The sequence below is a fragment of the Alcaligenes sp. 1735tsa3 genome, from assembly GCF_024134565.1.
GTDB classification, from domain to species: Bacteria; Pseudomonadota; Gammaproteobacteria; order Burkholderiales; family Burkholderiaceae_B; genus Alcaligenes; species Alcaligenes phenolicus.
In genome coordinates, this window is the sequence record NZ_CP099862.1 from 1,431,765 (window position 1) to 1,455,731 (window position 23,967).

Genomic DNA, 23,967 nt, shown 5'->3' on the forward strand with positions numbered 1-23,967 from the left:
TCTTTTTTTCGCTGTTATATACACTGCAAACGATGTCACCATTATCGCCATTACTACGCTCGAAAGGTTTATACGCCCGCTACCTTTAATGGCTTCAAGAAAAACTTGAGCAATGAAAGCTGTTGCCGCGCCCCAAGAGTACGTAAGCGGAAAGGGGATGCCTCTACTGGAGTCGAGAACTAAACCCAAAGCAATAATTATAATAACGTAAGCTCCTATCCCGACTTCTATCCAAGACATAATCAGTCCTCAATAAATTGGCCTATCACAACACCCCGAATCGTGGCATTTCCATTTATCTCAATCAATTTTGGGCCAGGCCAGTCAGGATTCAAAGGCCTCAAGAAGCGCTTTCCTCCTTCGATAACCAATTGTTTGAACGTCGCCTCTGCTTCGTCGTCGAGCTGAACCACCACGTTACTTAGATGGTCAGCGCTCTTTTCTGGATCGACGTAAATAATCGCTCCATCTCTGTATTTCGGCTCCATGCTCACACCTCTGACGCGCAGGGCAAATGTGGAGTTGCTGTGTGATTTAGGACATGTCAGCCACTCATCCGCGTCACCTTCTTGGAAGTTGTTCACTGCCTCATTCCAGTGCCCAGCTTGAACCCAGGAAATCAGGGGCACTCTGCCGCGAAGGTCAGGCCCAGCGGTTGTGTTCGGAGCATCCATGCTGCCCTCGGAAAAGGACATGGGACGTGACTCATCAAAAAGCCAGTATGGGTTCACGCTTAACAGCGGTGCGACTCTCACGCAAGTGTCGAGGTCCATTCCGTTTGAGCCATTAAACCAATGGGTAGCAGCAGCAGAGGTTGCGCCTGCCGCTTTCCATAATTCTGTTTTCGTTAGGCGCTGGTCGCCATTAGCAGCCCTTCGGGCCTGCTCATTCTTGAATGCCAGCGTGATTCGTTCTTGGAAGGTCATTCTTAGTATGCTAAAGAAAAAATATCTTAGTTGGCTTGCGCTTTTATTCTTAGACAGCTAAGATTTATCCATGGAAACAAAAGAACTTATCTCTCGTTTGGGTGGCTCGTCTGAGGTAGCTCGCTTGTGCGAGGTGACCGTGGGGGCTGTTTCTCAATGGAAAACCTCCGGAGCAGTGCCTAAGGCACGCCTCATGTACTTGAGAGCGGTTCGCCCAGAGGTGTTTAAAGAACCCGACCCGCCCGAGCTGGCTGAGAAGGAGCATGGCCCCCGAACAGAGGTGGGGGCATGAAAACAACCGATGAGCGAATAGTCGCTTTGGAAAGCATGGTCACAGCGATTCTGCCCATTGCTCTTCTTGGAGCGCATGGAGCCGCGCAAGGACACCTTCATAGAGTCTTGTGTGAAATGGCTGCCAATCAAGATCTTCCAGAAGGTGCTCGCGAGGTTATGTCCAAGATTGCGTCCGAGTTGTCGATGGCAGAAGCCAAGGACCCTCAAAAGGTCATCAAGCAGCTCGGGGACTCCGGCGTCTTTAAGGTTCCCGCTGCGTATAAGCAAGGAGGTCGTGATGCGTAAGTCTGTCGCCGACGCCATCCGTGTTTTGCTACGCGAGCTCAGTTCGCTAGGCCCGGCCGTGGTTGTAGTTCCTGTTCCAGTACAGCCACAGCGGCTCTCACTTTCTCGTCGTAAACGAGCGGCAAGGCGATTGAAGCGGTCAGGCTTAAAGCCAGCACTGGCACCCCGCTCGGAGTTCGAGCCGCTCGCACCGAATGCGCTTCGATGGCTCGATGAGGCGTGTTTGCCGATTGATCCTCGCTTGTCGGAGCCAGCAGGAATAGCGTGCTTGCCAGTTCCTCTTTTGAGGCGGCAGAGAAAATGAGCGCCACTTCCTTCCCTTCGGAGTCTTGCAGCTTGACCTGCAGTGTTCCGGCCCGACCCGGCTCCATCGAGGCGACTCGATCCACTCGAAACTCCCGTGGAGCTACGGTTAATCCAGGTTTCATGCCCATGAAAGGCTCCTTTTTCGGTGATTTGCTGTGTCAGAACTTCAATCATACGAGAAAGGAGCCGGGCACCACTCAGTGCGTGACGCATGGCGACTCTGAGGCTTCAAACGCTCGGTTGTCCTGCTCATCACAAAGACGCGCAAACAGTTGCATGACTGTCTGTTGCGTTGGTTCTTCAAAAGTACGCCGGGCGATGTCTTCTGCCTGGGTCAAGATTTTCTCGGTTTCGGTCATCACAACTCCTTGTTCAGTTTCACCAGTTTGATCGAAGCCACTTTCAATAGCATTCAACTCTTTTTGCATAGGACTTACTCCCAATGAATGCCACCACAGCAGCACGGGTGGACAACCGCCCACAACGTCCGAGCATGGACCGCGCCTTCCGCCAGGCGCTGACAGATCCATCTTTTAAGGCGTCCTTTCGGGAGCGTTTGGGCTGGGATGAAAGCCAGGTAAGCCGGTTTTTGTCCGGTCAGATGGGTTTAACCATCGACAAGATAGACCAAGCCATTGAGCTTTTGGGCATGGTTGTGACAACTCCGTCCTATATCGATTTTCTGGCTTATGGAGCGCGTATTGGGGCGAATTGCCACTGTGTGCGCCAAGGGCTGGGGGAGTGCGGCAGATAGCCATGAGTAAACAGACATTCAATCTTGTGAGCCCTTTGGTGCGCCGTAACGCGGCCCATGCCATTGCGAACGCGCCTCAAGAGGAGTTGAGTTCCGAGAAACTTCGGCAACTTGTCCACTATGACCCTGAAACCGGCGTCTTCACCAGATTGGTCAGGACGTCGAACTTCATCAATGAGGGTGATGTGGCGGGGAGATGCAACAAGCAAGGCTATCTGTCGTTCTCGGTTCTCGGGAAGGATCGCTTAGCACATCGACTGGCATGGTTGTACGTGTACGGGCAATGGCCTTCATATCAGGTTGACCACATAAACGGCATCCGTACAGACAACCGCATCAGCAACCTTAGGGATGTGCCGACCAGAGTAAATGCACACAACAGAAACGATGCCCCAAAGTCTTTATCTGGCCTGCGGGGTGTCTCGTTTGACTCAAGGCGCGGCAAGTATCGGGCCCGAATCATGAGCCATGGAGCAGAGGTTTGGCTGGGCTATTTCGATTCAGCAGATCTCGCTCATTCAGCCTACGTGCAAGCAAAGACACGTCTCCATGAGGGGTATGTGGCATGAGCGGAAGAAAAGTATTCGTCCTGTCGCACGATGCGGCTCGGAAAAATGCAGCCAGATACATCTTGGAGGCTGAGGAAGGCTACCACGTAGAGATTCGTCCCCGTACGCGGTCTCTGGATCAGAACGCCATGATGTGGTCCATCCTGGCCGACCTATCAAAGCAGGTTGATTGGATGGTCAACGGGGTAGCCACCAAGCTGGAGGCCGAAGAATGGAAGGATGTTCTATCGGCCAGCCTGAACCAAGAGACACGCATGTCTCAGGGTATCCGAGGCGGGATTGTGATGCTGGGCCAACGCACTAGCAAGATGACGGTGCGCCAAATGTCCGAGCTGATCGAGCTGGCGTTGTCATTCGGAACAGAGAAGGGCGTTCGCTGGTCGCCTACGTCTTTGGGGAGCGGATCGTGAAAGCCTTTAACAGCACACTCAAAGCTCCCGCAAAACCAATGGCCCGCAGCGCCTGGAAGAAATCCACACCAAAGAAGCGCGTATGGCACGACAAGTCCTATCTGGATCTGTGCCGTGGGCAGCCTTGCTACCTGCTGGTGCCAGGCGTGTGCTGGGGCGCTGGCGGTATCGACTCAGTAGTGCCTTGTCATTCCAACCAGGCCAAACACGGCAAAGGTATGGGCATCAAGGCAAACGACAAATTCACGGTGCCGGGCTGTATGGCCTGCCACCAATACATTGACCAATCTGGCGCGCCTAAAGCAGAGAAGTTTGCTCTTTGGGATTCCGCTTACGCCCGCTGGGCGCCTATTCGAGATGGAGTGAAGGCATGAGCACGATCATCATGTCCGAGTGCTGGCCATTGCAGGGCATGACGCCTGCTCAGAAGGCCGTGCTCATATCCCTGGCAGACAACGCAAACGACCAAGGCGTGTGCTGGCCATCTGTTGAGAGCATTGCCGCGCGCACCTGCTTATCGGAGCGCTCTGTACAGAATGCCATCAAGTGGCTGATTGATGCTGGTGCATTGCAAGCCCAACAGCGTCAAGGCCGGTCCACTGTGTACACCGTCACCCCCGCAGCATTTGCACCCCCGCAGGAAATGCGGGGCGCAAATAAAGACGAAACCCCCGCAAATAACGACAGAACCCCCGCAGCATTTGCACCCACCCCCGCAGCAGCTGCACCCAGAACCGTAAAGGAACCATCAAGGAACCGTAAGGAACCGCAAAAGAAGATAAGCGTGGAGGTGCCCGGCTGGCTGGATGCTGATGCGTGGTCGATGTGGGATGAGTTCCGAAAGCAGAAATCCGGTAAGGCATGGACGGATGCTGCCAAACGCCTTTCTCTGCGGACCCTGGAGAAGCTGCACGCTGATGGCCACGACCCAGCGGCTGCCATCGAGCAGAGCATTGAGCGTGGCTGGACTGGAATTTTTCCTGTGAAGGACTCAGTGCAGGCCGGGCATAGCAGCGGCGGATTCGACCCGCTGGCCTACGTGAACCGCAATCGAAAACGCCCAGGAGGAGACGACGATGTTATCGACGTGTGAAGCGCCAAACCAATGGCTGATGGCTCACCCAAAGCTGGAAGGCATCAGCCTGATGGACCACCTGTACAACCGCTTGAACGGCATTTACCCGAACAAGTTCCGCTCGAACTTCAAGGATATTCAGGCCATCCAAGACTGGAAAGAAGCCTGGGCAGAAGCGTTTGACGAAGAGGGCATTGCCCCGCAGGACGTAGCCTTGGGCATCAAGAATTGCCGCCGCATGTTCGACTGGCCGCCGAGCCTGCCAGAGTTTTTGCGTGCATGCCGGCCGCATCTGGAAGCGGATGTGGCGTTCTTTGAAGCGGTACGCGGTATGCAGGCCCGGGCAAATGGCGAAGTAGGCACATGGTCTCACCCAGCGATCTTTCACGCTGCCATTGCGGTCGGGCAGTACGACATGATGAACCAGGCTTACCAGCAACTGGAGAACCGCTGGAACAAAGCTCTGGCCAGCCAGCTTGCCTTGGGCGTTTGGGCTGACATACCAGCTCCGGCTCTTGCCTTGCCGTCACCTGTGGACTCCGAAGAAGTGCGCGCAGAGGGACAGAAGAAAGTGCGAGATCTGACGCGGCAGGCTGTCAGCCAGACGGGGAAAGACCAAAAGGCTTGGGCTGGGAAGATCCTGCGAGCCCCCAAGGGCCGCACTTTGACGGTGTTGAATATGGCCCGTGCAGCTCAGGGAGAGGCTGCATGAAACGCAAGTACGGAAACCGCAAGACGGTGATCGACGGCATTCAGTTTCCAAGCAAGCTGGAAGCCGCCCGCTACCAGCAACTGAAACTGCTGGAGCGAGCAGGGCAGATCACCGACCTGGAGTTGCAGCCACGGTTCGAGCTGATCCCCAAGCAGCGCCGGGCTGACGGTAAGACGGAACGGGCCTGTGAGTACGTGGCTGACTTCCGATATACGGACGTCCGCACCGGTCAGCAGGTAATTGAGGACGCCAAAGGCATGCGTACGCGGGACTACGTCGTGAAGCGAAAGCTCATGCTCCAGGTTCACGGCATTTCGGTGAGGGAGGTCTGAACTGTGGTGATGCGCGGGGTTCTCGTTGACTTCGATTGGTCAGAGATCATCTTTGATCTACGTCGGTCTGGCGTGGGTCAGGTTGAGATTGCGCGTCAGCTTGGGGCGATAGATGAAAAGATGGTTAGAAAGTACATGAGCGGTTCATCCCCATCACATTGGAGGGGGGAGCTGCTGCTTGCGCTATGGGAGAAGCATACAGGTCTGGATAGAGAGAGTGCTCCAAGATGCCCGGCCTCATTGCCGCGGTCAATGGCCTCAACAAGAAAGCGTCAGAGGGAGGTGTCACATATGCCCACCGAGCATTTACCCGCAGTCGCTCAAGCATACGGCCTCACCGTTCCAGCTCTGATCCAGATGCTATCGAAGAAGAAACCCCAAGGGCAGATTAACCAGTGCAGCGGGACACTTACATTGCCAGGATTTGAAGAATGAAATTGCCACCAAAGCAAGCGCGGTTTGCTGAAGAGTACGTTAGAGATCTGAATGGGACGCAGGCAGCGACTCGGGCCGGCTACAGCCAAAGGACAGCCAATGAGCAAGCGGCCCGGCTGTTAGCAAACGTTAGTGTTCAGCAATACGTAAGGAAGCTGCTGGAAGAGCGTTCCCAGCAAGTGAAGATCGATGCCGCTTACGTATTGAGTCGCCTGGGCGAGATAGACCAGATGGATGCGCTGGACATTCTTGCGGATGACGGCTCGGTCAAGCCCATAGCTGAGTGGCCCAGGATCTGGCGCCAGATGATCAGCGGTTTGGATGTGATGGAGATTGCGCAGGGTGATGAAGAGGCGCGTATCGCAGTAGTGAAGAAGATCAAGTGGCCGGACAAGATCAAGAACTTGGAACTGATAGGTCGCCACGTTGGTGTACAGGCATTTAAGGACCGCGTTGAGCATTCGGGAAGTATCAAGGGCATGGCCGAGCGCATGCGCCGTCGCAGGAAGACTGAGGCATGAGTGAAATTACAGATGATGACCTGGATTACCTGCTCAGTTTTGCTCATAAACCTCGGGAGTATGTAGAGCAGGTGTACCCATGGGGCGAAGAGGGCACCGAACTGGCGCGTCACGCAGGCCCCCGAGAGTGGCAAGGCCAAGTGCTGGACGCAATTGGCGAGCATTTGAGCAACCCTGCAACTCGGTTCACTCCTTTGCGTATTGCCGTTGCCTCTGGTCACGGTATTGGTAAGTCGGCCGGGATCAGCATGATTCTTAAGTGGGCGCTAGATACTTGCGTTGATACGCGCGTGGTCGTGACAGCCAACACAGAAACCCAGTTGCGGACAAAGACCTGGCCGGAGATATCTAAATGGCAGCGCCTGGCAGAAACCAGCGACCTGTTTAAAAGCACAGCCACCGCAGTTTCCAGTGCTGACCCCGAGGCTGAGAAGTCTTGGCGGGCCGACGCAATCCCATGGAGCGAGAACAACACGGAGGCTTTCGCGGGCCTGCACAACGAAGGCAAGCGAATCATCCTGATCTTTGATGAAGCGTCTGCTATCGCTGACAAGGTCTGGGAAGTAGCCGAGGGGGCGCTGACTGACGCCGACACCGAGATTATCTGGATAGCCTTTGGGAACCCGACACGGAACAGTGGTCGATTCCGCGAGTGCTTCCGCAAGCATCGCAAGCTGTGGAAGACATTTCAGATCGACAGCCGCACGGTGGAAGGTACTAACAAAGAGTACCTGCAGGAAATGGTAGACACCTACGGCGTGGACAGCGACATCGTGAAAGTCCGTATTCGCGGGATCTTCCCTTCTATGTCGCTCAAGCAGTTCGTTAGCTCCGCTGATGCTGAGGCTGCGCAAGGACGTCACCTGGACGAAAGCCAATACAACTTTGCGCCAGTGATCTTGACCTGTGACCCTGCCTGGGAGGGTGACGACGATATTGTGATCGGCAAGCGCCAAGGCTTGAAATTTGATGTTCTGGCGGTCCTACCCAAGAACGACAACGATATCGAAGTCGCTCAGCTACTTGCGCGGCTGGAGGATGAACACAAGGCTGATGCCGTCTTTGTGGACGCTGGCTACGGTACCGGGATTGTGTCGGCAGGAAAAACACTTGGGCGCAGCTGGCGTCTTGTCTGGTTCTCTGGGGAGTCCAATGACCCTGGCTGCCTCAACAAACGTGCCGAAATGTGGAAGTCAATGCGGGACTGGCTGAAAGAAGGTGGTTCCATTCCAGACGACCAGGTGCTGGTGGATGAAATTACCGGACCGGAAACCGTGGCCAGACTGGATGGAAAAATTCAGATCGAATCAAAGAAAGACATGAAGAAGCGCGGATTGCCAAGCCCGAACCGGGCAGATGCGCTTTGCCTGTCGTTCGCTTTCCCTGTGTCTACCGCAAGACGAAGAGCAGGGCGGTCAAGGTTCGCCAAGATGGATTGATAAGCGCTGCTTAAATTCGGACAAAAGTCCGGGTGCGCTTATAGAAACTGGTGGCATCTATAAATACGGATGCCGCTATGAGCAGCTTTTTTAGCAAGCCAAGTACGCCCAAGATCCCCGATCCACCTGCGCCAGCCGCGCCGCCCAGTACTACGGACGCGGCTGCCGCTGGCTCCGCAGAGGCTGAACGCCTGCGCCGTCGTCGTGGGACTGCAAGCACGGTCCTGGCCGGTGACGCTACCGCTAAGCCTGGTTCTGTGGCCACCAAGACTCTGCTGGGCTCGTAATGCAGAACGCCGACGTCGATCTGGTGCGCGAGATCCTGGCCGATCATGAAGCCATGAAGCAGGCGCGTCGGTCGTTTGAGTCGCAATGGGACGAAGTGATCTCCACCGTCCTGCCGCGCTATCGCAAGTTCAAGCAGGATAGCAATATCAATCCTGGCGAGAAGCGGACTCAGGAAATCTACGACTCCACGCCCATGCTGGCCTTGCGCCACTTTGCGGCCGCCATGGACTCGATGATCACGCCCCGCACACAACGCTGGCACAAGCTCACGGTCTCTGACGAGAACCTGCGCGAGTCGCCCGCTGTGCGTCAGTACCTGGAGCAAGTCACCAACATCCTGTTCGCCCAGCGCTACCAGTGGCGGGCAAACTTCGCGTCCCAATCCGGTGAGTCCTATATCAGCCATGGCTCGTTTGGTGCTGGCGGCCTGATGATTGACGACGTTCTTGGCCAGGGTATCCGGTACCGCAATCTGCGTCTGAACCGGCTCTGGTTCTCTGAAGACGCCTATGGCGTCGTAGATAAGGCCCACATTGCTTGGACACTGACTGCACGGCAAGCTGCGCAGCGATGGGGTGCCGATGAGTTGCCTCTTGCCATTCGCAACGCCATTGACCGCAACGACATGGAGCGTAAGTTCGAGTTCCTGCATGCCATTCGTCCACGACGCGACCACGAATCTGGGTTGGTTGGCAGCCGGAACATGCCCATTCAATCCGTCTGGATTGCTATGGATGCAGGTAATGAGATCGTTGAGCACAGCGGATACCGCGTGTTTCCGCTTGCCATTGGTCGCTTCTACGCTGCTGACGACTCCGCTTATGGCTACTCTCCTGCGATGGAGGCATTGCCCGATGTGCGCATGCTCAATCGCATCGAGAAGACCAACATCAAGGGCGCGCAGAAGGCCGTTGACCCGCCGTTGATTCTCGCTGATGACGGTGCCCTTGAGTCGTTTGATCTGCGCTCTGGTGCCTTGAACTTCGGGTACTTGAACGAGCGTGGTGAGCAGCTCATCAAACCACTTGACCTGGGCAAGAACGTCCCCATGGGCATTAACTATGCGGACCAGAAACGCGAGGCCGTCAATCTGGCGTTCTACGTGACCCTGTTCCAGATCTTGGTGGACAACCATCAGATGACCGCCACAGAAGTGCTGCAACGCGCCCAAGAAAAAGGGATCTTGCTGGGCCCCACCATGGGCCGCGTCCAGTCTGAGCAGTTGGGTCCACAGATCACCCGCGAGATCGACATTCTTTCAAATGCAGGCGCTTTGCCTCCTATGCCACCGGAGCTGGAAGAAATTGGCGGGGCCATTGAGATTGAATATGACAGCCCGCTCAACCAGGCAATGCGCGCCGAAGAAGGCGCAAATGTTTTGCGCTGGGCCGAAGCCGCCTCTCCATTCATTCAGGCCGACCCGAACGCAGCCCGCGTTATGAACTCCCCGGCCATTGTTCGCGGACTTGGCCGTGTATTCAGTGTCCCCGAGAAATACATGGTGGACGAAGAGGATGTGCAGGCAGCGAATGAAGCGGCAGCACAGCAGGAACAAGCGGCTCAGATCCTTGAAGCCGCCCCAGTCGCTGCTGGTGCTGCCAAAGACATTGCACAAGCTCAACAAATAGCAGGGAGCGCACAGATATGAGCATTGAACGGATCGCACGCCGAGTGCGCATGTTGACGGGCCTACGCAACGCCTACCGCCGCACGTTCTCCGGTCGAGATGGTGAGACCGTGATTGCCGACCTGGCCAAGTTCTGCAAGGTGGGCAGCTCATCGGTTGCCACCTCCCGAATTACCGGCTCAGTTGATACCCACGCCACCATGCTGGCCGAGGGACGCCGGGAAGCCTTCTTTCACATTGCCAAGGTCTTACGCATGACCGACGAGCAGATCAATCAAATCATGGAGCGTGAGAATGAACGTACTGAATAAACGTGGGCTTTTTGCTCGTTTGCTGCGTCAACAAGCGGGAGAAGGCGGTGCAGAAGGCGGTTTCGGTGGCGAGCAGACGCCGCCCCCTGCCGCCCCACCAACACCAGCTGGCCAAGAAACCGGCACGCAACCCGCATGGCACGACAGCATCCAGGACCCAGCCCTGAAAGACTTTATCTCCGGAAAAGGTTTCAAGGATGCAGGTGAAGCAGCCAAGGCGCTGCAGGACCTGGAGGTTAAAACGGCTGTGCCCGAATCTCCCGACGCCTACAAGTTGCCCGTCCCCGAGGGCCAGGACGCTGCCTTTGCGACCGAAGCGGCCAAGTGGATGCATGAAGCCGGTGTGCCAGCCGAACAGGCCCAGGCTCTGGCAACGAAGTGGAACGAGTACGCCGCAGCCCAACAGCAAGCCGCTGACCTGGCTCGTGAGCAACAGGGCGAGGCTGACCTTGCCACGCTGCGTAAAGAGTGGGGCCAACAGTTTGACGCCAATGCCGAGCTGGGACGCCGGGCTGTTCGCACCTTCGGAGTAGAAGCCGATGCAATCGAGAAGATCTCCAGCGCCCTGGGCGATGCCGAAACGCTGCGCTTGTTCTCCCGGATCGGTAAGCACCTGGGCGAAGGAACTCTTACTCCGGAGGGAGGCGACCGTGGCGGCGCAGCCTCTCCGGCTGATCCTGAAGCCGCCCGAGCCGCTCGGATGTTTCCGAGCATGAATCGTTAATCATCAAAGGAGGCCGAAATGCCCACCATTGGAAATCAATCCCTCAGCATCATCGATGTCGCAAAACGGCTGGATCCGAATGGCGACACAGCCGACGTGGCTGAGCTCTTGGCTCAGACCAACGAAATCATTCAAGACATCCCTTGGGTAGAAGGTAACCTGCCGACCGGTAACCGCACCACGATCCGAACCGGCCTGCCCACCCCAACCTGGCGCAAAATGTACGGCGGCGTGCCGGTGTCCAAGAGTACTACCGCTCAAGTCGATGACACTACAGGGCAACTCACGTCCCGCAGCGAGCCGGATGTGGATTCCGTGCGCATGGCGAACAACCCGGCCACGTTCCGCATGGATGAAGCCTCTACACACATCGAAGCAATGGGCCAGAGCTTCTGCACTACCTTGCTCTACGGCGACACCTCGATCGACCCCGAGCAATTCTACGGCCTGCAACCTCGATACAACGAGTTGGCCGACCCGAGCAATTCGCCCAGCGCTCAGAACGTGGTAGACGGTCGCGGCACCGGCAACGACAACACCTCGATTTACCTGATCGGCTGGGGCAAAACCACAGCTTTCGGCATCTATCCGAAGAACTCCAAGGCCGGCATCGTTCACCAGGACTTGGGCGAGATCGACGCGTTCGATACCAACAATAACCGCTACCGAGCTTATGGCGACCTGTTCAAGTGGGATTGCGGCCTGGTGGTGAAGGACTGGCGCTATGTTGCACGCCTGGCAAACGTGGACGTCTCCGACGCCAGCTCGGGCACTGGCACCATGGCCGATCAGAAACTGATTGAGATGCTAATCGATCTTAAGCACCGCCTGCCGCGCCTGTCCGGCAATGTGCAGCCGCGCATCTACGTCAATCGCACCATACGCGCAGCTCTGGACAAGATGGCGCTCAACAAGTCGCACAACGCACTGTCCATCCGTGAAGCTGCTGACCAGTTCGAAACCAACTTCCTCGGCATTCCCATCCGCACGGTGGACCAACTGCTGAACACCGAGGCGCGAGTCACGGCGTAATTGGCCGGGGCCTCTGGGCCCCTTCCCTCTTTCCTCAATTTGGAGCAATACATCATGATTCTCGATAAATCCAATGAGTTCTCGGACAGCCAAGCAATCACAGCCTCGGCCCTTTCCACGAACGTGATCGATCTGAACCCGTCCGGTAAAAATCCTGTTCAGGACATCGGTGCAGGTGAGCCTGTATGGCTGGTGGTGCAAGTCGACAAAGCAGCTACTGCGGCAGGTGCAGCGACCGTGGCAATTACCTTGGAGTCCAGTGCTGCACCAGGGATGTCCTCTCCTACGGTGCACTACAACTCTGGCCCTAAAGCTCTGGCAAACATCACTGCAGGTGCAGAGTTGGTACGAGTTCGTTTGCCTGGTGGCGACTACAAGCGATACCTAGGAATCCGTTACACGGTCGATACCGGGCCACTGACGGCAGGTTCGTTCTCGGCTTTCATTGTTAAAGATGCCCAAGCCAATCGCGCCTATGCATCTGGCTACATCGTGGAGTAAACCATGGCCCGATACATCGCCAAACAACGCGGTCAGATCCCAGCTGATGCTTACAAACCGGTCAAACGAGCAGACTCCTCCCCTAACCGACGCGTGATGCGTATCGTCGAAGCCGGTGAAGAGTTTGAGTTCCATGGCAAGCCTGGGAAATGGATGGAGCTCGTTTCCAGCAAGAAAGAGTCTCCTGCGAAGAGTAAAGGTGACCAGGGAAACGAGACCTCCCCAAAATCTGGGGGCAAGGCAGAGAATGCCCAGACGAATCAGGACGAATCGCAGGCGCAGACCTCCCAAGGCGGCAGCGGAACCGACGCCCCCAACTCGCCGTAATGGAGTAACGCCATGGCTGTTTCCAAAGTAGCCATCGCAAACCGCGCGCTCACCAAACTCGGTGAAGCGCGCATTATTGCGCTGGATGATGACTCCCAATCGTCAAACACCATGGACTCCATGTTTGACATCGTGTGTGAAGCAGAGCTGCGGGCGAACCTCTGGCACTTTGCCAAAGCGCGGGCAGAGTTGCCTGCTTTATCTGATCACCCAGCATTCGGCTACACCCATCAGTTTCAGTTGCCATCGGACTACCTGCGCCTGGTCAAGATCAGTGATGTGCGTGCTACACCACGTCCCACCGTTGGCGGCTGGTACAGCATCGAGGGGAGCAGGATCCTGATTGATCACCCAGGCCCCCTGCGGATCCGATATATCAAGCGAGTCGATGACCCCACCTTGTTCGATGCCCTGTTTGTCGAGGCGCTGGCCTGCCGCCTGGCTGCCGAAGCCTGCGAGACGCTGACGCAATCCAACACAAAGAAACAAGCCATGTGGGCGGAGTATGAACAAGCCCTGCAGGCAGCACGACGCGCCAATGCCATCGAGCGGCCTGCACTGGCTACATCTGACGATACCTGGCTGGAGGCGCGTAACTGATGGCGAAAGAAACCCCGATCCTGCAAACCTTCGATGGGGGCGAGATGTCCCCGCTGATGGGCGGCCGCACAGACTTAGCCAAGTACTTCAATAGCTGCAGCGTGCTGCAAAACTTTCTGCCGCTCGTGCAGGGTCCACTTGTGCGCCGTGGTGGCACTCAATTCATCCACCCGGTAAAGGCTGGCCGGGCTTGGCTGTTGCGGTTTCAGGTTTCGGAGCGCGTCTCCTACATGCTGGAGATTGGCCCGTATTACATCCGTTTCTATACAGCTCGGGGATTACTCGCGCCTGGTGGCGTACCGGTAGAGGTGGCCACGCCGTACTCTGCCGAAGATCTGACAGATGGGAATGGCCTGTTTGCTCTTCGTGCCGTGCAATCGGCTGACACGATGTACCTGTTTCATGCGCGGCATCAGCCTCGTAAGCTGCTGCGCACTACTGAGACTACCTTTTCGCTTGCTACGGTCGAATTTGCCAATGGCCCATTCGATGACCCGAATACGGACAAGAATGTCTCTGTCCGTTCCAGTGCAACCACCGGGCAAGTCGATCTGACCGCGAGTGCGGGCTTGTTTCAGTCTTGGCATGTCGGCCACCTTTTCATGATCGAAACTGACGATATAGCGTCTGTGCGACCTTGGGGGGTATATCAAGAGGTGGCTGTCGGTGATTACCGACGGGTAGATAACCGGGTATATATCTGTACCGCCATTGGCCCAGACGATGACGAAGGCCCACAAGTGACGGGTAACGTCACCCCTATTCACACTGAGGGCAAGGCCTGGGATGGTGACGGGAAACCACTTCCAAATGATCAGCGCGGCTCTATCGGGGTTGAGTGGCAGTTTCTGCACGCTGGCTATGGCATCGTAAAGATTGAAGGCGTAAACAGCGATACACAAGCAGTCGGCAGTGTTGTTGATCGCCTGCCCAATGATGTGGTCGCGCAAGGATCGTGGAAATGGGCCAATCCGCTGTTTACCTCACAGTCAGGGTTCCCCGAGCATGGCGCATTCTGGCGCAATCGCTTGGTGCTGGTACGAGGTAGAAAGATCGCCATGAGCGTTACCGGCGACTTTGAGAACTTTGAGGCAAAGTCCGCGGGTGAGGTTGAAACTGACTCAGCAATTATTCAGACGCTGAACGCACGGCAGATCAACCGCGCGGTCTGGGTGGTGGAGTCGGACGAGCTGATCATTGGCACTGATGGCGATGAATGGCTTGTTGGCCCTATTCAAGGCAGCCAGGCAGTAGGCCCGGCCAACGTCCGCGCAGAGCGACGCACCAGTTACGGATCCCGCTCTATCGTTCCGGTCGAGGTTGGTGGGCGGATACTGTTCATCCAGGCCTCTGGCCAGAAGTTGCGCGATTACGTGTTCGACTATGACACCAATAACTACGCATCGAATGACACAACCAAGCTGGCTGAACACATCCTTCGTGCCGGCGCCATTGATCTGACCTATCAGCAAGAGCCAGATTCAATTATCTGGGTTGCTCGTGCTGACGGCGTGCTGGTCGGTTGCACCTATGATCAGGAGCCAGGGCGAAGCGACGTGTACGCCTGGCACCCACATCCGATGGTTAATGGCTGGGTCGAGTCTGTTGAGACGATGCCTGCGCCCAATGGCATGGGCAGTGATCTGTGGCTGATCGTTCGACGTGAGATTAACGGCAAGACCGTGCGATACGTTGAGCTGCTGCGAAATCCGCTTGGCTCTCAGGAAGATCACACCGAAGCGTTCTATGTGGATTGCGGGCTGACCTACCGAGGCCCAGAGGCAACGACGATTTCAGGGCTGGAACACCTGGAGGGGCAGACTGTACAAGCCCTTGTGGACGGCGCGGCCTCTCCTGATCGCGTTGTTACCAATGGCTCCATTGATCTGCAGTACCCCGGATCGGTAGTGCACGTTGGCCTGCCTGCTCCCTGCGTAATGGCATCGATGGGGGTGGAGGCGGGAGCCACCAATGGCACCGCTCAAGGCAAGATCAAACGCATAACCAATGTGATCGTTCGCATGCACCGCAGTCTGGGCGGAAACCTCGGCCCATCTCCAGACAATCTTGAGACATTGAACTTTCGCAGGCCCAGCCAGCGTATGAACAATCCACCGCCGCTTTACTCTGGGGATAGTGAGCCAATCCCGTGGCGTGGTGGCTATGAGCGTTCGGCCAAGATTTGGTACACGAATGACCAGCCCTTGCCGGTCACGTTGCTGGCTTTGATGCCGGTCGTTGGCACTCAGGATGACCGATGAAGATCGTAGCCCTTACCTCCGAGCACCTGCTGGCTGTCCAGTTGCAACAAGCACAAGCCTACGCCATCCCAACAGTGACACCAGAACACGCCCGAGCCTTGGCATCAGCGAATGGCGTGGGCTGGGCAGCACTGGACGATAACGGCACTGCCATCGCTTGCGCCGGGATTGTTGAGATGCACCCCCAGCGCGGCATGGCGTGGGCATTGCTCTCTGACGCTGCACTTAGTCAATTCAAAACCATTCACCGGGTGGTGTCCCGCGTTGTCGAATCAGCCCCTTGGCGACGCTTGGAAATGACGGTGGATAGCCAGCATGAGTCTGGGATCGCCTGGGCAGAACGCCTGGGCTTCAAACGCGAAGGCCTCATGGCCGCTTACACCCCGGATGGCCGGGACTGCTTTCTCTACGCAAAGGTGAAGTAATGGATCCATTTACCGCCGCCATCATTGGCTCTACAGCGCTACAGGCTGGTGGGGCCATCATGCAGGGCAACCAGCAGGCCGCAGCCTATGGACAACAAGCAAATGCTGCTGAGCGTAATGCCAAGATGTCCGACATTCAGGCGCGACAGGCCTACGATGCCGGGCTACAGAATGAGCTGGCCCAGCGCCGTAGCGCTTCCCAGCAACAAGCAGATGTCCGTGCTTCGGTGGCCGAATCCGGCTTTGAGTCTGGTAGTGGGACGGCCATGGCGATACAAGAGCAGTCGGCCCGCGACTTGGAAATGGACGCGCTACAGACCCGATACCAGGCATTGCTACAAGGACAAGGCTTTGAGCAGCAGGCCGTGATGGATCGCTATGCCGCTAAAACACTGCGCCAGTCAGGCAAGAACGCCCGCCGAGCTGGGTACCTTAGTGCGGCGACGAGCGTACTTTCGGGTGCGGCCGGGTATGGGCTGGCCACCAAAGCGGGTGCAGCAAGCGCAGCCACTCGCGGCAGCGGTCTCGCGCCTGGCGGTGGTGTCGGGCTGCGCGTCGGCAACGTGAATCAATACTGGGGGTAAGGTAATGGCAACTCGTATTCCAATCCCCCTTGGTCAGCAGCGCCAGTCCACACCGCTAGGCATGCCTGCTGCCCGCGCGCCGATGGTGGCTGTTGAAGATCAGACAGGCCGAGCCGTTGCCGGGCTTGGCCAGGCAGTCGGCCAAATCGGTGATGCGGTTAAGCGCCAACAAAAAGAAGATGCAATCGCGTGGGTTTCCAAGGCCAGCAGTGACGATCAGATCAAATGGATGCAGCGCATGGTCGAGCTGCAGGAAACGGCAGAGCCGGGGGCGCCTGACTTCACGCCGCGCTTCATTAAGGAGTTTGACGACTATACGGATCAGGCCCTACAGAATGCCCCCGAGTTTGCGCGAGCTGCTTACCGTGAAAGCCTTACGCGCCAACGCACACAGTTCGGCGGAAATGCCATCAATTTCGAGGCCACAAAGCGCAGTGAGTACATCGTTTCTCAGTACGGCACCGGTTTGGACTCTGACGCACGCTCCATTGCGCTGGAACCCTCTTTGTATGACGAGCGCCGCGCATTACGACTGGCGGCCCTGAATGAATCGACTCTGCCCGCATCAGTCAAAACAAAACTGATTGGGGATGCAGAGGCGACCATGGCCTATGCCGCTGGCGCAGCGATGATCGACCGGGATCCGCACGGTGCCGTAGCAGCAATGGAAGCCGCTTCCCGTGGCGAGGCCGTGAATGGGTTCCGCTGGATCAGCCGCTTGGACTCTGACCGAATCCAGCAGCTGCGCACCCGCGCCCAAACCCAGGCCGACCGCATCGACAATAAGGCCCGCATCGAGCAAGACAAAACTGACGCGCGCGCCCAGCGAGCCATTGGCGACTTTGATCGGCAGATCTCTACAGGGGTGCCAGCTACAACCGACGATATGCTTCGTTGGGCTGGCATGGTTAGCGGAACAGAGTATGAAGAACAGTACCGTGACAGACTGAATGCGCAGATAGAAGTACAGAATGTGCTGCGTATGCCTATTTCTAAACAGAAGGCATACGTACTGCAGCGCCGCTTGCAGCAACAAACGTCCGGCGCGAACCCTACGGCCATTGCCAGCCTGGACCGAGTAGAACGTGCAATTGAATCGAACAGCAACCTGCTCAAAGAAAAGCCTTTGGCATGGGTAGAGCAAAGAGCGGCACAGCCTGTTGCGCCGCTAGATTTAACCTTACTGGCAAATCAGGACGGCATTGCCGTAGTGGGCCAGCAACTGCGGGACCGCTCGGATGTGATCCGTGGCATGCAATCAAAAAACACACCCGGCGCGGTGAACATGCGCCCATTACTGGATGATGAGGCAGAGGCCCTGGCAAATGCGTTCAAGGAGGGGAATGCTCGGCAGAAGCGTGAAGTACTGGGGGCGCTGTATTGGGCCGCTGGCGAGCCTGATACCTTCCAGGGAATCGTGGCACAGGTAGATGGGATTAGCCCGTTCATGGCCCGTATGGGGAGGCTGGCCAGCAGCTTTGAGCAATCCAAGCTAACAAATTATTGGTTCAGTGAGGATGTTGTGCAATCTGCCGGGGATGCTGCTGCTACAGCCATTCATGGAGACGAGATTTTGTCTGCTGGTGGGAAAGCTGGAACCATTAGCTACCCAGTCCCGAAAGACAATGAATTTATGGAGGCTCTTGCTAGCAAGGCTCAAGATCTCTATCGCGGCTCAGCCGATGGAAGTAGTGCGGCTGACGAAATGATGCGTGATGCGTATGCCATCAAAGCTTATTACGTTGGCAAGGCTGCCCAGGACGGAAGTCTGTCTGCCGATATGGATACAGATCGTCTTGATCAAGCGATTTCAGCCGTGCTCGGTGAGCCTGTTGATTTCAATGGCCAAGGTAATGTTCTTGCTCCTTGGGGAATGGATCCCGACTCTTTCACCGCTAGGGCCAATTCTGCAATTAGCCGCCAACTTCAAGAGCGCCAGTTGGGGGCTGACATTATCCAATCTGTGGATAGCGTTGGGCTGATTGCTTTTGGACCAGGGGCGTATGTGGCTACCTTAGGGGGGGTGCCGTTGCTGGATCCTGCCACTAACGACTTGATCATCATCGAGATGTCTCCGGACGCAGACTCTGGGCGTGATTCGTTTGGTGTATCGGCGTCGGACCTGATCCCGCGCCAGCCAAGCAATCTGACGGGGGCGACAGAATGAGGCAAGTTGACCAGAAGCGATTGCAGGCCCTTCGTGATACTGCAAAAACCCCGTCTGAGATCTTGGGCGGGTCTGAGCCAGGTGCATTTTCCGGCGCGGCGTCGGCAATTCCGCAAGGGGTTGTGACCGGCGTTGCACAGGTGGAGGGTCTTGTTGCTGGGATGGCTGAGCGTGCCTATCAGCCAGTGCTGAACGCCCTTGAAAGCGCTACGGGCATTGAACCCTGGAACCCATTCACAAGCTTGCGCGGCCAGGCTGATGTCTGGGCACAGCAGTACAAGCCAGATCCTATGACTACCGGCATGGTCGGCCAGATCATGTTTGATGTGTCCCGCGTCCTAACTCAGGTTGGCGTAGGAACAGCCGCCAGTCTGGCTACAGGCGGTACAGCTACGACCGCAATGCTAACGGGGGCGGCAACAACCGGGACTGCTACAGGCCGCGCTACCTTCCAAGATATGACGGGGAAAGGGGTAGACCCTGGCACTGCAGCCAATATTGCCTTTGTTGATGCCCTTACTGTAGGCGCTGGTGTTGCTATGCCAGCCTCAATTGGCTTTCGAGCACTGGCCACGCCCTTGAGTCAGGCCGGGGTGGGGTTAAGTCGAGGTGCATACTACGGTGCAAACGTAGCCTATGGTGCTGCGGCCAACGTCGCAATGGGAGCTGCACAGCGCGGTTCCACGCATGAGCTCCTGCAGGCAGGCGGTTATACGACCATGGCCCAGCAGTACTCACCACTGGATACAGCATCGGTGGCAGCCGAGGCGATTCTGGGTGCTGCGTTTGGTGCTGTCGGCGCGCGGGCCGGGCTTCCCAATGCTGCAGAGCAGGCCGCCATTGATGCTTCTTTGACCGCGCGTGACGCCAAACACGCCGCCATCGACACCGCCCCAGGCGTACCGTCTGACCCTGCATCGGCTGCGGCACACAGCCGCTCAATGGGAGCAGCCACACAGCAGCTATTGAGTGGCCAGCGTGTCGATGTGGGGCAGACAGGCATCGAGGATGGCTCCTTCGTCACCCGGCCACGGCCACCCGAGATTGCGGATGCGGCACGCTCTGAGTATCTGATGGATCTGCCGCCAGCCGCCCGATACACACCCAGCGACCGCCTTGCGGCTATGCCTGTTGTCAGCCGGACACGCTTGCGGTTTGATGCCCCTGAACTCAATGAGTACGCCGCCCAGGTCGAACAGCAATACGACCTTCCGCCTGGCCTGATAAATGCACTGAAAAATGCAGGTGAACGCAGCAATAGCAACCAAGTCAGCCCGGCTGGTGCTCGCGGTGTTATGCAGTTCATGCCGGAGAACCTGCGTAAGTATGGAGTTACTGACGCCTCAGACCCAGTGCAGATTATCGACGCCGCCGGGCGTTACCTGCGTGACACCATGCGCCAGTACGGTGGCCACGTTGATGCGGTGATTGCCGACTACAACGGCGGGCCACGCCAAGCCAGAGAAGTCCTCGCAGGACGGCAGCCAAAAGCAAAGGAGACGCAAGACTACCTGCGACGGGTTCGCCAGTGGATGGGCAGGGAAGGATCTGGGCGCCGCCAGGATTCGGACATACCACGGCAAGTTGCTGAGTCTGTCCCCATCGTTGAGCGCATGCCTGTTATCCATCCGGAACAGGCCCGAGCGGCCCGCGCCATCGATGTCGAGTTGGCCGCTCTGGACACTGAACGTGCTCAGGTCCTGGCCACTGCTGGGAACGAAGCCGAACTTGGTCAAGTAGTGCAGATCCGTTCGGAGCTGATGGACCTGCAGGCACAGCGCAGCACTTTGGATGAAACCGACGTCCGGCCTCTCGCAAAGGAGATCCAAGCCAGTACTCCACGCACCAGCTACAAAGAGGCTCTCAGCATGGCCCGTCGCCAACGGGCTTCTGAGACAACCGAGTTGGAAGCACGTATAGACCGGCTGGAAGGCGTGCTGCGTGAGAATGCCCTGGCAAACCAAGCCGCACAGCATTTGGCACGGATCGATGAGCAGGCGACCGTCCTGCGTGAAAACCGGGCCATGATTGAAACACCGCCACTGGTTGAGCAGCCGTTACCTGGTGCCGTGCGGACCGCTTTGTCTGAAATGGCTCCTGCTGAATCCGGCATTGCACCACCTCCTGCGGGCCAGGCGGTCGGCGTCCCTCGCGTACCGACTGCAGGCCAACCGGACTTAGGCCAAGCGGCTGATGGACAGGCCCGCTCCTCAACTGCTGCAAGAGAGCCTGGGCAAGCAACAAACGTAGGTGACCAAGCTGATACAACGTCTGCCGCACGCCAGCAACAAGACGGCATCAATACAGCCGACGACGCCGAGACCCGTGCCGGGCTTGCTTTACTGGACGAGCAAGGCGACATCGTTGTTCCGATGGAGCTAGAAAATGGCGACGTTGTAAACGTGTCCCTACGCCAGGCTCTTGCCGAGGCAGATGCCGAACTCAAATACAGCACACCCGAAGCATTCAATGCTGCCGTGGTGTGTGCAATGACCAAAGGTGAATAACAATGCGTGCTGAATGTATTGATGCTGTTTCCCGTGCTCTCGGCCGCCAGATAACCCAGGCCGAAGCGACGAATATTGAAGCCCGTATTCTGCAGGCTATGCGCAAGCTGGCCAGCCAGGACAGGGCCAACTGGCTGGGCATGACGGAAGGCGACCGCTTTATGGCCGCCGCTGACATGGCCGCACGCGACGTTGCTGCTGATGCCGCACTGAAACGACGCCGGGTTGCGTTGACCGCCTTGCGCCATGATGCCGTCCAAAGCTATTTGCAGAACTCCGCTCATAATGAAATGGACTCTCTTAAGCGGATGCTGGCGTTCTACAGTGACGGGAAAAGCGGAACTATATCTGTCGAGAGCGCTGCGAAGGCCATCCGTGACGATGCGCTTGGGTCTGTGCTGGATGCGTTGGAGACTACCAAGGGCGGCCTGCTCGGCGTGTTCACCAATAAACAGGGTGTGCTGGATCTGGTAACTGAGCTGCGGGGCGGGGACTCCGGCAACCCTTTGGCCAAGGCAGGGGCAAAGCAGTACGCCGAGACAGCTGAGCGCCTGCGTCAGCGGTTCAACCGTGCGGGTGGAAACATCGGCCGGCTGGAAGATTGGGGGATGCCACAATCACATAGCCAGCACTTGGTGGCGAAAGCTGGTCAAGACCGTTGGGTCTCGGACGTTCTTGCGACGGTTGATCGGGAGCGTTACTCAAACCCGAACGGTACGCTGATGGACGATACTCAACTCACTGAGTTTCTGAAAGAAGCCTGGAACACCATTGCCACCAACGGCGCGAGCAAGATAGAGCCGGGCAAGCCCACCGGTAACGGCATGCGCGGGAACCGTGGCAGCACTGAGCGCCAGATTCATTTCAAGGACGCTGAGTCATATATCGAGTACCAAAGGCAATACAGCGAAACGCCCATGCTCCAGTCCATGCTGAATCACATCGACATGATGGCACGGGACATTGCCCTGGTAGAAGCGTTGGGGCCAAACCCAAACAACATGATGCGGTATTGGATCGACAACGCCCGCAAGTCTATGGCTGATCAAGATCCAGTATCAGCCAACAAGATTGAGAACGAGGCGACCCGGCTGGAAACCTTATACAACGAGATCTCGGGGGCAAGAAGCCTGGCGGTCTCTGATTCGCTGGCATCAGCCTTCGACACCTACCGTGCACTGAACGTAGCAAGCCGCCTGGGTTCTGCCGCATTGACGGCTATTTCAGACATCGGCACCCAGACCATGACGGCCATCTATAACGGGATTCCGGTAACTCGCCTTTTCATGAACGAGCTGCGCAGCCTTAACCCCGCCAATAAAGTGGACCAACGCACGGCCCTGCGGTCTGGCCTGGGAATGGACCAATTCATCGGCTCTATTAACCGCTGGGGAGTCGATGGGCTGCAGCAGGATGCGTATGTGTCGGGTCGAATGGCTCGATATGCTCAAGGAGCAGCAGCTGGCCTGATGAAATTCTCAGGTCTGAACGCACTGTCTCGTGCAGGTCAGCAGGCTTATGCATCGGTAATGATGGATAGCCTGGGTGAAATGTCTCGCACTTTTAGCCAGATTGGCGATGCAAAGACAGGACAGTTCCGCAAGCTGGCTGAGCGGGCTAAAGAATATGGGATCACGGATACCGATTTTGCTATCTGGAAGCTTGCTCAGCCCGAGGACTGGCGCGGCATGGGCGACACGGTCCTAACAGCACAAAGTATTTATCGGGTCTCAGATGCGGCATTGGAGCCTTTGGCCAAGCAGCTGGGAGTTTCGCCCCAGGCACTTCGAGACCAAGCCGCAACTCGCATGATGGCATTCGTTAACTCTGAGACGAGCATGGCTGTCATTGAGACCCCTACAGCTCGTGAGCGCGTCGCCATCTATGGCCGGTTTGGAAAAGAGCGAGGCAGCATCCCCACTGAGCTATACCGCTCTGCTATGCAGTTTAAGAGTTTCCCGATTGCCATCATGATGCGGCACGGCCAGCGAGCAATGGGGCAAGCAACCGGAGTTGGTAAGGCCTCGTACATTGCAGGGCTGGTTTCGCTTACTTCCGTCTTTGGTGGCCTGGCCGTGCAGGTCAATGAGGTGGCATCAGGGCGGGATCCACTGGACATGACGGATCCACGCTTCGCAGGAAAGGCATTCTTAAAAGGTGGTGCGCTTGGACTGTACGCTGATTTCCTATTCTCTGACCAGACACAGTATGGCTCCTCGCTCGCGGGAACGCTTGGTGGCCCAATCCTGAGTGATGCTGATGACTTTCTAAAGCTGACAATGGGCAACATCCAACGCACAGCAGAAGGCAAGGATACCGATACCGGCGCACGGGCAGTGCGAATGCTCAAGGGCAAAATCCCCTTCGCCAACCTCTGGTACACAAAAGCTGCAACTGATCGGATGATCTTCAACCAGTTGCAGGAGATGGCCTCGCCTGGCTATCTGCGCCGCATGGAGCGCCGCGCCCGGAAGGAGTTCAATCAGGAGTACTTTGCTTCACCAGATGGGCGCAGGCTGCGTGCGCCGGATCTGGGAAGGGCTTTGGGAGGATAG

General features: G+C 57.0%; 28 protein-coding genes. 25 read left to right on the forward strand and 3 right to left on the reverse strand.

Going from position 1 to position 23,967, the window contains the following annotated elements:
• Positions 1-242: 242 nt before the first annotated feature.
• The gene (locus NIZ92_RS06520) at positions 243-926 is read right to left on the reverse strand and encodes a LexA family transcriptional regulator (protein WP_254002893.1); all 684 of its coding nucleotides are present in this window, start codon (positions 924-926) and stop codon (positions 243-245) included.
• A gap of 70 nt (positions 927-996) precedes the next feature.
• Between NIZ92_RS06520 and NIZ92_RS06525 the strand changes: the two genes are divergently transcribed.
• Entirely contained in the window at positions 997-1,218 is a 222-nt protein-coding gene (locus tag NIZ92_RS06525; RefSeq protein WP_254002894.1) for a Cro/CI family transcriptional regulator, read from the forward strand.
• A complete protein-coding gene (locus NIZ92_RS06530) occupies positions 1,215-1,505 on the forward strand; it encodes a hypothetical protein (protein WP_254002895.1) in 291 nt (96 codons plus the stop codon). Before NIZ92_RS06525 ends, NIZ92_RS06530 begins: the two co-directional genes overlap by 4 nt.
• 38 nt (positions 1,506-1,543) lie before the next feature.
• On the opposite strand, the gene NIZ92_RS06535 is transcribed toward NIZ92_RS06530, so the two are convergent.
• Together NIZ92_RS06535 and NIZ92_RS06540 are read right to left on the reverse strand one after the other, a co-directional pair.
• On the reverse strand, positions 1,544-1,939 hold the full coding sequence (locus NIZ92_RS06535; protein ID WP_254002896.1) for a hypothetical protein: 396 nt from the start codon (positions 1,937-1,939) through the stop codon (positions 1,544-1,546).
• 69 nt (positions 1,940-2,008) lie between these two features.
• Positions 2,009-2,239: a hypothetical protein gene (locus NIZ92_RS06540; RefSeq protein WP_254002897.1), complete on the reverse strand. Its 231-nt coding sequence runs from the start codon at positions 2,237-2,239 to the stop codon at positions 2,009-2,011.
• Positions 2,240-2,253: 14 nt separating this feature from the next.
• Between NIZ92_RS06540 and NIZ92_RS06545 the strand changes: the two genes are divergently transcribed.
• The 23 genes from NIZ92_RS06545 (at position 2,254) to NIZ92_RS06655 (ending at position 23,967) form a co-directional block, all read left to right on the forward strand.
• A complete protein-coding gene (locus NIZ92_RS06545) occupies positions 2,254-2,565 on the forward strand; it encodes a helix-turn-helix transcriptional regulator (protein ID WP_254002898.1) in 312 nt (103 codons plus the stop codon).
• Between the two features lie 2 nt (positions 2,566-2,567).
• Positions 2,568-3,134 (forward strand): HNH endonuclease, encoded by a 567-nt coding sequence (locus NIZ92_RS06550; RefSeq protein ID WP_254002899.1) that lies wholly within the window; start codon positions 2,568-2,570, stop codon positions 3,132-3,134.
• Positions 3,131-3,544, forward strand: a complete 414-nt coding sequence (locus NIZ92_RS06555) for a recombination protein NinB (RefSeq protein WP_254002900.1) — start codon at positions 3,131-3,133, stop codon at positions 3,542-3,544. Before NIZ92_RS06550 ends, NIZ92_RS06555 begins: the two co-directional genes overlap by 4 nt.
• Positions 3,541-3,918 carry a nuclease domain-containing protein gene (locus NIZ92_RS06560; protein ID WP_254002901.1) on the forward strand — a complete coding sequence of 126 codons (378 nt, stop codon included), beginning with the start codon at positions 3,541-3,543 and terminating at the stop codon, positions 3,916-3,918. Before NIZ92_RS06555 ends, NIZ92_RS06560 begins: the two co-directional genes overlap by 4 nt.
• On the forward strand, positions 3,915-4,637 hold the full coding sequence (locus tag NIZ92_RS06565; RefSeq protein WP_254002902.1) for a helix-turn-helix domain-containing protein: 723 nt from the start codon (positions 3,915-3,917) through the stop codon (positions 4,635-4,637). The genes NIZ92_RS06560 and NIZ92_RS06565 overlap by 4 nt, the downstream gene beginning before the upstream one ends.
• Positions 4,621-5,331: a replication protein P gene (locus tag NIZ92_RS06570; RefSeq protein ID WP_254002903.1), complete on the forward strand. Its 711-nt coding sequence runs from the start codon at positions 4,621-4,623 to the stop codon at positions 5,329-5,331. Before NIZ92_RS06565 ends, NIZ92_RS06570 begins: the two co-directional genes overlap by 17 nt.
• Positions 5,328-5,663, forward strand: coding sequence for a DUF1064 domain-containing protein (locus tag NIZ92_RS06575; RefSeq protein ID WP_254002904.1), 336 nt, complete (start codon positions 5,328-5,330; stop codon positions 5,661-5,663). Before NIZ92_RS06570 ends, NIZ92_RS06575 begins: the two co-directional genes overlap by 4 nt.
• A gap of 431 nt (positions 5,664-6,094) precedes the next feature.
• The gene (locus NIZ92_RS06580) at positions 6,095-6,619 is read left to right on the forward strand and encodes a terminase small subunit (RefSeq protein ID WP_254002905.1); all 525 of its coding nucleotides are present in this window, start codon (positions 6,095-6,097) and stop codon (positions 6,617-6,619) included.
• Complete coding sequence (locus NIZ92_RS06585) at positions 6,616-8,058, forward strand: terminase (RefSeq protein ID WP_254002906.1); 1,443 nt, start codon at positions 6,616-6,618, stop codon at positions 8,056-8,058. Before NIZ92_RS06580 ends, NIZ92_RS06585 begins: the two co-directional genes overlap by 4 nt.
• A 77-nt stretch (positions 8,059-8,135) precedes the next feature.
• The gene (locus tag NIZ92_RS06590) at positions 8,136-8,345 is read left to right on the forward strand and encodes a hypothetical protein (protein WP_254002907.1); all 210 of its coding nucleotides are present in this window, start codon (positions 8,136-8,138) and stop codon (positions 8,343-8,345) included.
• Positions 8,345-9,994 (forward strand): portal protein, encoded by a 1,650-nt coding sequence (locus tag NIZ92_RS06595; protein WP_254002908.1) that lies wholly within the window; start codon positions 8,345-8,347, stop codon positions 9,992-9,994. Before NIZ92_RS06590 ends, NIZ92_RS06595 begins: the two co-directional genes overlap by 1 nt.
• Positions 9,991-10,284 carry a hypothetical protein gene (locus NIZ92_RS06600; protein ID WP_254002909.1) on the forward strand — a complete coding sequence of 98 codons (294 nt, stop codon included), beginning with the start codon at positions 9,991-9,993 and terminating at the stop codon, positions 10,282-10,284. Before NIZ92_RS06595 ends, NIZ92_RS06600 begins: the two co-directional genes overlap by 4 nt.
• Positions 10,268-11,008, forward strand: coding sequence for a hypothetical protein (locus NIZ92_RS06605; protein WP_254002910.1), 741 nt, complete (start codon positions 10,268-10,270; stop codon positions 11,006-11,008). Before NIZ92_RS06600 ends, NIZ92_RS06605 begins: the two co-directional genes overlap by 17 nt.
• 18 nt (positions 11,009-11,026) lie before the next feature.
• A complete protein-coding gene (locus NIZ92_RS06610; protein WP_254002911.1) occupies positions 11,027-12,040 on the forward strand; it encodes a major capsid protein in 1,014 nt (337 codons plus the stop codon).
• A gap of 54 nt (positions 12,041-12,094) precedes the next feature.
• Positions 12,095-12,541: a Bbp16 family capsid cement protein gene (locus NIZ92_RS06615; protein ID WP_219235805.1), complete on the forward strand. Its 447-nt coding sequence runs from the start codon at positions 12,095-12,097 to the stop codon at positions 12,539-12,541.
• A 3-nt stretch (positions 12,542-12,544) separates the two neighbouring features.
• Entirely contained in the window at positions 12,545-12,868 is a 324-nt protein-coding gene (locus tag NIZ92_RS06620) for a hypothetical protein (protein ID WP_254002912.1), read from the forward strand.
• Between the two features lie 12 nt (positions 12,869-12,880).
• Positions 12,881-13,468 (forward strand): hypothetical protein, encoded by a 588-nt coding sequence (locus NIZ92_RS06625; protein WP_254002913.1) that lies wholly within the window; start codon positions 12,881-12,883, stop codon positions 13,466-13,468.
• Complete coding sequence (locus NIZ92_RS06630) at positions 13,468-15,729, forward strand: hypothetical protein (RefSeq protein ID WP_254002914.1); 2,262 nt, start codon at positions 13,468-13,470, stop codon at positions 15,727-15,729. Before NIZ92_RS06625 ends, NIZ92_RS06630 begins: the two co-directional genes overlap by 1 nt.
• Positions 15,726-16,154, forward strand: coding sequence for a GNAT family acetyltransferase (locus NIZ92_RS06635; protein ID WP_254002915.1), 429 nt, complete (start codon positions 15,726-15,728; stop codon positions 16,152-16,154). Before NIZ92_RS06630 ends, NIZ92_RS06635 begins: the two co-directional genes overlap by 4 nt.
• Entirely contained in the window at positions 16,154-16,738 is a 585-nt protein-coding gene (locus NIZ92_RS06640; protein ID WP_254002916.1) for a hypothetical protein, read from the forward strand. The genes NIZ92_RS06635 and NIZ92_RS06640 overlap by 1 nt, the downstream gene beginning before the upstream one ends.
• 4 nt (positions 16,739-16,742) lie before the next feature.
• Positions 16,743-18,905, forward strand: a complete 2,163-nt coding sequence (locus NIZ92_RS06645) for a hypothetical protein (RefSeq protein ID WP_254002917.1) — start codon at positions 16,743-16,745, stop codon at positions 18,903-18,905.
• A 161-nt stretch (positions 18,906-19,066) separates the two neighbouring features.
• Entirely contained in the window at positions 19,067-21,412 is a 2,346-nt protein-coding gene (locus NIZ92_RS06650; protein ID WP_254002918.1) for a lytic transglycosylase domain-containing protein, read from the forward strand.
• Between the two features lie 2 nt (positions 21,413-21,414).
• Positions 21,415-23,967 (forward strand): hypothetical protein, encoded by a 2,553-nt coding sequence (locus tag NIZ92_RS06655; RefSeq protein WP_254002919.1) that lies wholly within the window; start codon positions 21,415-21,417, stop codon positions 23,965-23,967.

Excerpts from the sequence above, each read along its gene's own strand:
- NIZ92_RS06520 (WP_254002893.1), bottom strand. The coding sequence starts at position 926 with ATGACCTTCCAAGAACGAATCACGCTGGCATTCAAGAATGAGCAGGCC.
- NIZ92_RS06525 (WP_254002894.1), top strand. The coding sequence starts at position 997 with ATGGAAACAAAAGAACTTATCTCTCGTTTGGGTGGCTCGTCTGAGGTA.
- NIZ92_RS06530 (WP_254002895.1), top strand. The coding sequence starts at position 1,215 with ATGAAAACAACCGATGAGCGAATAGTCGCTTTGGAAAGCATGGTCACA.
- NIZ92_RS06535 (WP_254002896.1), bottom strand. The coding sequence starts at position 1,939 with ATGGGCATGAAACCTGGATTAACCGTAGCTCCACGGGAGTTTCGAGTG.
- NIZ92_RS06540 (WP_254002897.1), bottom strand. The coding sequence starts at position 2,239 with ATGCAAAAAGAGTTGAATGCTATTGAAAGTGGCTTCGATCAAACTGGT.
- NIZ92_RS06545 (WP_254002898.1), top strand. The coding sequence starts at position 2,254 with ATGAATGCCACCACAGCAGCACGGGTGGACAACCGCCCACAACGTCCG.
- NIZ92_RS06550 (WP_254002899.1), top strand. The coding sequence starts at position 2,568 with ATGAGTAAACAGACATTCAATCTTGTGAGCCCTTTGGTGCGCCGTAAC.
- NIZ92_RS06555 (WP_254002900.1), top strand. The coding sequence starts at position 3,131 with ATGAGCGGAAGAAAAGTATTCGTCCTGTCGCACGATGCGGCTCGGAAA.
- NIZ92_RS06565 (WP_254002902.1), top strand. The coding sequence starts at position 3,915 with ATGAGCACGATCATCATGTCCGAGTGCTGGCCATTGCAGGGCATGACG.
- NIZ92_RS06570 (WP_254002903.1), top strand. The coding sequence starts at position 4,621 with ATGTTATCGACGTGTGAAGCGCCAAACCAATGGCTGATGGCTCACCCA.
- NIZ92_RS06575 (WP_254002904.1), top strand. The coding sequence starts at position 5,328 with ATGAAACGCAAGTACGGAAACCGCAAGACGGTGATCGACGGCATTCAG.
- NIZ92_RS06580 (WP_254002905.1), top strand. The coding sequence starts at position 6,095 with ATGAAATTGCCACCAAAGCAAGCGCGGTTTGCTGAAGAGTACGTTAGA.
- NIZ92_RS06585 (WP_254002906.1), top strand. The coding sequence starts at position 6,616 with ATGAGTGAAATTACAGATGATGACCTGGATTACCTGCTCAGTTTTGCT.
- NIZ92_RS06590 (WP_254002907.1), top strand. The coding sequence starts at position 8,136 with ATGAGCAGCTTTTTTAGCAAGCCAAGTACGCCCAAGATCCCCGATCCA.
- NIZ92_RS06595 (WP_254002908.1), top strand. The coding sequence starts at position 8,345 with ATGCAGAACGCCGACGTCGATCTGGTGCGCGAGATCCTGGCCGATCAT.
- NIZ92_RS06600 (WP_254002909.1), top strand. The coding sequence starts at position 9,991 with ATGAGCATTGAACGGATCGCACGCCGAGTGCGCATGTTGACGGGCCTA.
- NIZ92_RS06605 (WP_254002910.1), top strand. The coding sequence starts at position 10,268 with ATGAACGTACTGAATAAACGTGGGCTTTTTGCTCGTTTGCTGCGTCAA.
- NIZ92_RS06610 (WP_254002911.1), top strand. The coding sequence starts at position 11,027 with ATGCCCACCATTGGAAATCAATCCCTCAGCATCATCGATGTCGCAAAA.
- NIZ92_RS06615 (WP_219235805.1), top strand. The coding sequence starts at position 12,095 with ATGATTCTCGATAAATCCAATGAGTTCTCGGACAGCCAAGCAATCACA.
- NIZ92_RS06620 (WP_254002912.1), top strand. The coding sequence starts at position 12,545 with ATGGCCCGATACATCGCCAAACAACGCGGTCAGATCCCAGCTGATGCT.
- NIZ92_RS06625 (WP_254002913.1), top strand. The coding sequence starts at position 12,881 with ATGGCTGTTTCCAAAGTAGCCATCGCAAACCGCGCGCTCACCAAACTC.
- NIZ92_RS06630 (WP_254002914.1), top strand. The coding sequence starts at position 13,468 with ATGGCGAAAGAAACCCCGATCCTGCAAACCTTCGATGGGGGCGAGATG.
- NIZ92_RS06635 (WP_254002915.1), top strand. The coding sequence starts at position 15,726 with ATGAAGATCGTAGCCCTTACCTCCGAGCACCTGCTGGCTGTCCAGTTG.
- NIZ92_RS06640 (WP_254002916.1), top strand. The coding sequence starts at position 16,154 with ATGGATCCATTTACCGCCGCCATCATTGGCTCTACAGCGCTACAGGCT.
- NIZ92_RS06645 (WP_254002917.1), top strand. The coding sequence starts at position 16,743 with ATGGCAACTCGTATTCCAATCCCCCTTGGTCAGCAGCGCCAGTCCACA.
- NIZ92_RS06650 (WP_254002918.1), top strand. The coding sequence starts at position 19,067 with ATGGCTGAGCGTGCCTATCAGCCAGTGCTGAACGCCCTTGAAAGCGCT.
- NIZ92_RS06655 (WP_254002919.1), top strand. The coding sequence starts at position 21,415 with ATGCGTGCTGAATGTATTGATGCTGTTTCCCGTGCTCTCGGCCGCCAG.